This window comes from Mycobacterium sp., from assembly GCF_032162605.1.
GTDB lineage: Bacteria > Actinomycetota > Actinomycetes > Mycobacteriales > Mycobacteriaceae > Mycobacterium.
On record NZ_JAVROT010000311.1, the window covers coordinates 1 to 5,591 of the forward strand.

The following is a 5,591-nucleotide window of genomic DNA, read 5'->3' on the forward strand; positions in this document are numbered from 1 at the left end:
ATGTGATGTACATCACTTGACAGTTGGGGGAATGTATGAGTGTCCGGTCCTTATGGGAACAGCCTAGTCCGCAGACGGTCCGCAGGAGTTTCGTCCGGAGTCGGTTCTGTCCGTTATTGTCCGTCGCCAAAGATATTGCGCGACTTAAAGTTACAGCTAATAGCCGTGACTGGCCGTTCTTGGCCGTTATGCGCAAAACCCCAGGTGGGACCACTTCAAAACCCGTGCAGTGTGAGTTCGAGTCTCACCGAGGGCACCGAGAAACACAGTTCAGACCGCGTGCGCACTGGTGCTCGGGACGAATGACCCGACCACCGCGGACTCCCTGCGATCAGCGATCGCACTCGGGACCGTCGCGAGGACTTCGGAGAGGTCGGCACGAGGGCCCGTCGCATTGGCCGGTATTGCACCTACCGGACACGTCGAGACGTGACCGTTCTCAGCCATGGACGGACACTGCCAATGAGGCAGCGGCGGCACGTTCGCGTCGCTGCTGGATCCCGCATCTGACCGACCGCAGATCACGCTTCGGCGGTGGCTGCGGCGGCCAGCGGGCGCGGGTACCGTCACTGTCCATGACCGAAGTGATGGATTGGGACGCCGCCTACCGCAACGACGTGTTCGCCGGGCCGCCACCGTGGAACATCGGTGAGGCACAGCCGGAAATCGCCGCCGTGATCGACTCCGGTGAGATGCGCAGTCCCGTCCTGGATGTCGGATGCGGGGTCGGGGATGTGACGTTCCTCCTTGCCTCACGCGGATACGACGCCGTCGGGATCGACATATCCAGTGTCGCGATTGCCGCAGCGACCCAGGGAGCGCAAGAACGCGGCCTGAGCCAGACGCGGTTCGTGGAGGGCGACGTCCGCCACTTGCAGTTCGACGAAGAGTTCAACACGGTGATCGACTGCACGCTGTTTCACTCTCTGCCGGTGGAAACACGCGACGACTACCTTCGCGGTGTGCGCGACGCAGTCGCGCCCGGCGCTGCGCTGTACATGCTGGTCTTCACCACGGATGCCCTGCCGCCGGATTCTCCCTTTCCGGTGCCGAACCTCGTGACCGAACGCGAGGTTCGGGACGTGGTGGCGAAGTACTGGCAGATCGACGACGTCCGGCCGGCTTTCGTCTCCGTTCAGCTTCCGGATGTGCCCAATCTGCCCGAGCACGATTTCGAAGTCGATGAGCTTGGCCGGGTGAAGCTACCCGCGTTGCTGCTGACGTGTCGGAAGGCATAGCGCACCACCGTTTTTGGGGCGATCAGGTGCGCATGCCGTTGCGGGTCGTGGCTGGCGGCGGCGTCGGCTCAGATGACGGCAGCGGCAGATACGGGTTGGTGAGGAGTTCTTGCATCGCGATGTCGTCGATCGGACGTGACAGCAGATATCCCTGAGCGCGCATGCATCCGAGGCTCATGAGAGTCTCGGCGGCGATCACGGTTTCCACGCCTTCGGCGACTACGTCGAGCTCGAAGGCCTCCGCCAGCGCGACGATTGCACGCACGATGGAGAGATCGTGGTCGCTGTGCCCCAAATCGCGGACGAAGCTCTGATCGATCTTCAGGATGTCGACCGGCAGGGACTTGAGCCGCGTCAGGGAGCTGTAACCGGTGCCGAAGTCGTCGATGGCCACCTTCACCCCGATGCCCTTCAAGCCCTCGATGGTGGCGCGGGCCGTATCGATGTCCTTGACGACGAGACTTTCCGTGATCTCCAGACATAGCGACGCCGCGTCGACGCCGTATTCCGCAATGATCGCCGAGACGCTGTCTACGAATCCGAGTCCGACGAGTTGCACCGGGGATACGTTGACACGCAGTACGAGGTCTCGTGCCAAACCCTGGGACCTCCACCTGCGCAGGTGTTCACACGCCGACCGCAAGACCAGACGGCCGAGTTCGGCGGCGAGATTGCCGGATTCGGCGATCGGGATGAACGCGCCAGGCAGAAGCAGTCCGCGGGTGGGGTGCTGCCACCGAACCAGCGCCTCGACCGCGAGTAGTTCACCGCTGCGCAGATCCACCTCGGGCAGGTAGTAGACGACCAGGGCTCCCCGCTCGATACCGCCACGGAGGTGCAACTCGATGTCGTTGCGCAGGTCGGTGTTCAGGGCGAGATCGGGGGTGAACACCGCAACGTCGTTACCTCCGGCGCTCTTGACGGACAGGATCGCCTGGTCCACGAAGCGCATCAGATCCGAGGCAGTGTCCTGCCCGGGAACGCCGAGCGCCACGCCGATGCTGACCGTGAGCCGAAGGCTGTTACCAGTGACGGCGAAGCGCTCGCGCACACTCGTCTGGATTCGTTCGGCGAGCGCACGGGCTTCCTCGAGGGAGGCCGCTTCGCGGGGGATTACCACGAACTCGTCCCCGCCGAGACGGGCGACGGCTGCGCCCTTTCCTGCGCTTTCGAGTAGGCGAGCGGCGAACAGCTTCAGAAACCGGTCGCCGGCCTCATGACCGAGGTAGTCGTTGACCGCCTTGAGTCGGTCGAGGTCGACGAACAACGCGGCCACGGGACCGCCGCGTTCAGCCGCCAGCCGGCCATCGAGGTGCTTCATCAGTGACCGACGGTTGCGCAGGCCGGTGAGGTCGTCGTACTCGCCGAGGTAACGCAGCTGATTTTCGGCGGCGATGCGGCCTTGCAGCTGCGCGAACAGGGTGGCGATCGTCTTCAGCGCGTCCAGTTCAGCCGGGATCCACTCTCGGTCACCGTACTTGATGAAACCCAGGGTGCCGGTGGTGACGTCGTTCGCCAACAGCGGCACAACCGCCAATGAGATCTGCGGGACGGCCGTGCCCTGTTCGATGCGGCGCTGATACTCTTCAGTGGCCTGCTCGGGCCTGACCACGACAGGTTCCTTGAGATGTTCTGTCGCTGCGAACTCCGGGTCGGCGTCGGCGAAGTACACCACGCCGATCGGGTCCGGATCGGGGATCACTTCCCGTATCGGCCACTGGGCGATCAGCTTGGTCGCGTGAATGGCGTGGTCGTTGTGCCGCAGGAACGCCACGTCCAGGCTCAGATAATTTGCCAGATCGGCCAACACGGTGTCACTGATGGTGGCGGCACTGTCGGTGTCGGCAGCCATCAACTCGCCAGCAACGCTGGTGACGACGTCGTTGAGGCTGCGAGACATGGTTATACGCTAGGTCACTTGACCTGAGCCTGGCGACAACTTGATTCGGTCGCGATTGCGGCGACTGGTCACGGGGGGCCGATCCGCCGCAGTGAACCGCATCACCAGGACGAGTTCGTCGGCAGTGTCCACACGCGCTAGGTCCCGAAAGTCAGACTTCAGCCGGGCCAGCTCGCCAGAGAATTCTGCCGAGAGCGCGCTCAACTCGTCGGAAGTGCGGGCATAGAGGAAGACGGGCGAAATCGGCTGCACGGCCAACCCGTGCTGTTCGGCGCAGATCCACACCGCTTCTGCGGACGAACCACCACGGGCGAAATCGGTCAAGCGGGTTCCGGTCACCGTGACCACCCCGAGCCCGGAGGCGGTCGACACCCGGTCCCTGGTGAAGTCACCGAGCGCAGTTCCGGCATTCCACTGGGCGAGGTGGGCCATCACGTCGGCGCGGCGGAGAATGCCCAAAACTGCTTCATCGCTGGCATCGAGCCCCAGGCTGCCGACGTCGATTCCCGTGTCGGGATCGGCATCGCCGGGCCATCGGAGCTCGCCGATCATCTCCGCGTGCAGCCTCGCCGTGAGGTAGCGGATCCTGTCGGCCGCTCCCAGCAGTTGCGCGGCTGCCTCGAGTTGTGTCCGATCGGTCAACACCCGCAGCCGTGCGCCTTCGTCGTACGCGGCGGATTGCAGCGCGACGATGGTGGGTGCCGGCAACTCCAGGGGTTTACCGAGGGCTCGGTTGGTCACCCGAAGCAGCATCGGTTCATAGAGCGCTCCGAGTGTGGGGTCATCGCCGTCGCCGAAACCCACCGTGGCGCTCAGTGGCGCATCCTCGCCGTTGTTCGTCACCGTTACCGGTCCCAGCCGTGAGTGAGCCGCCGCGGCGACGCGGGCATTGAACACGGCCGCTCCGACGGCCACTGCGCTCCCCCGAAACCCGACGTCCAGGGCCGACGTGCGTTCCGGCGCCAACCCGATGGTCACGCCGTTCTCAGCGGTCTCGATCGACCACGGCTGCACGTTGCCCCCCGACGGTGCCCGGTTGGCCGCAGCGGCCACGATGTTCGCCACCCCGACGGGGGCCGGATCCGCCTGCGGAGCCGGCGGCACGATCGACGTCGTGCCTGCCATCTCGGGTTCACGGAGTTGGTCCAGTGCCCACCCGACGTCAATGCGGGCACGCCCCGAGTTCAGCCGTTCACCCAAGCCGATGCGGCGGACCGCCTCTGCCAACGCGGTCGCCCCGAGGTTGACGTCGGAGGCCAGCTGCGGCCACGTGGACAGCGACCGGTCAACCTCCACCAATGACGCCGCCGTCCTCGGCGAGAGACGCTCGGCGTCGAGGTGGCGCAGGATGTGGGGGATCTTCTCCCGGCTGCTCATCCCGGGAAACAACGCCGCATCGACCTCGCCGAGCAGCCCGTGCAGGATGGGACGCGTCGGCTCCAGGTCGAAGCGTTCGACGTCGACGAGCCCGCGGTCACTGGTGGACATCAGAACTGGAATGCCGCGGGAGCGCGCCATCTCGCGCAGGACGGCCTTCATGTCCAGCGCGTCACACTCCTCCACGACGATGTCGAGTCCGGCGACGAACCCGTCGGCGTTGTCGAAGGTCAGGCCCTCGTCGAGCACGTGGACCGGCAGGTAGGGATCCACTTCGGCGATGCGCCTAGCAGCTACCTTGGCCTTGTTCACGCCGAGGTCGAAGACCGTCGCCGGCACTCGGTTGAGGTTGGAGAGTTCCAGGATGTCGAAGTCGGCCAGCCGCAACTCACCGCACAGCCCTTGGACTGCCAGGGTGTGGGCGATGACGTGGCCCACGCTCAAGCCGGCCACGCCCACTTTCAGCGCACCCAGTCGGTCCTGTTCGGCGGCGGTGATCATGTTGCGGTTGCGGTCGAGGCGCAACGCGCGATACCCCCGCGGCCCCAGCACGGCCACGGCACTGCGACGCCACGGATAGAAGGCCCACCGCATCGGCTCGTCCAAGACCGTCCCATCGGGCAGCGGACGCAACTCCGCCAGGTTTTGACGGGCCCGAGCGTGACGGTCCAGCAGCGTGATGCGCTCATCAGCGCGCAACCCGTCCAGCACCTCGCGGTCGCCGGGGTCGCGAGGATCCAGTATCACCGCCGCGTAGGCGTCGGCGTGGATCCCCATCTCCGGTGCGTCGCTCATCGTGCCGTCCTAACTGCGCTCATCGTGACGCCAGGCCGAAGCCGCCCGGCTCGGCTGCTAGAGGTGATCCCGCCGATGGATGCGGGCGAATATCGGCCCATCGGCAACCATCGTGAACGGCACGGCCAGCGGAAATTCGGCACTCAGTGAAAGTATCTCCGCGCGCCTGATGAACGTGGCCAGCCCGAGAGTGGCCTCCAGCATCGCGAAGTGGTCACCGATGCACGATCGTGGGCCGCCGCCGAACGGAATGTACTGCCAGCGGTTACGGTCGCGGCTCT

At 65.3% G+C, this 5,591-nt stretch carries 4 protein-coding genes; 1 reads left to right on the forward strand and 3 read right to left on the reverse strand.

The window, feature by feature from the left end; genetic code table 11:
• Nucleotides 1-569 precede the first annotated feature (569 nt).
• On the forward strand, nucleotides 570-1,238 hold the full coding sequence (locus tag QOI01_RS17910) for a class I SAM-dependent methyltransferase (RefSeq protein ID WP_526383249.1): 669 nt from the start codon (nucleotides 570-572) through the stop codon (nucleotides 1,236-1,238).
• A 22-nt stretch (nucleotides 1,239-1,260) separates the two neighbouring features.
• Here QOI01_RS17910 and QOI01_RS17915 read toward each other — a convergent pair whose 3' ends face one another.
• The 3 genes from QOI01_RS17915 to QOI01_RS17925 form a co-directional block, all read right to left on the reverse strand.
• A complete protein-coding gene (locus tag QOI01_RS17915) occupies nucleotides 1,261-3,138 on the reverse strand; it encodes a putative bifunctional diguanylate cyclase/phosphodiesterase (RefSeq protein WP_526383243.1) in 1,878 nt (625 codons plus the stop codon).
• A 9-nt stretch (nucleotides 3,139-3,147) separates the two neighbouring features.
• Nucleotides 3,148-5,310, reverse strand: a complete 2,163-nt coding sequence (locus QOI01_RS17920) for an Rv1355c family protein (RefSeq protein ID WP_526383245.1) — start codon at nucleotides 5,308-5,310, stop codon at nucleotides 3,148-3,150.
• 57 nt (nucleotides 5,311-5,367) lie between these two features.
• The coding region (locus QOI01_RS17925) for a cytochrome P450 (protein WP_526383247.1) at nucleotides 5,368-5,591 on the reverse strand (224 nt) is incomplete at its 5' end.

Excerpts from the sequence above, each read along its gene's own strand:
- QOI01_RS17915 (WP_526383243.1), bottom strand. The coding sequence starts at position 3,138 with ATGTCTCGCAGCCTCAACGACGTCGTCACCAGCGTTGCTGGCGAGTTG.
- QOI01_RS17920 (WP_526383245.1), bottom strand. The coding sequence starts at position 5,310 with ATGAGCGACGCACCGGAGATGGGGATCCACGCCGACGCCTACGCGGCG.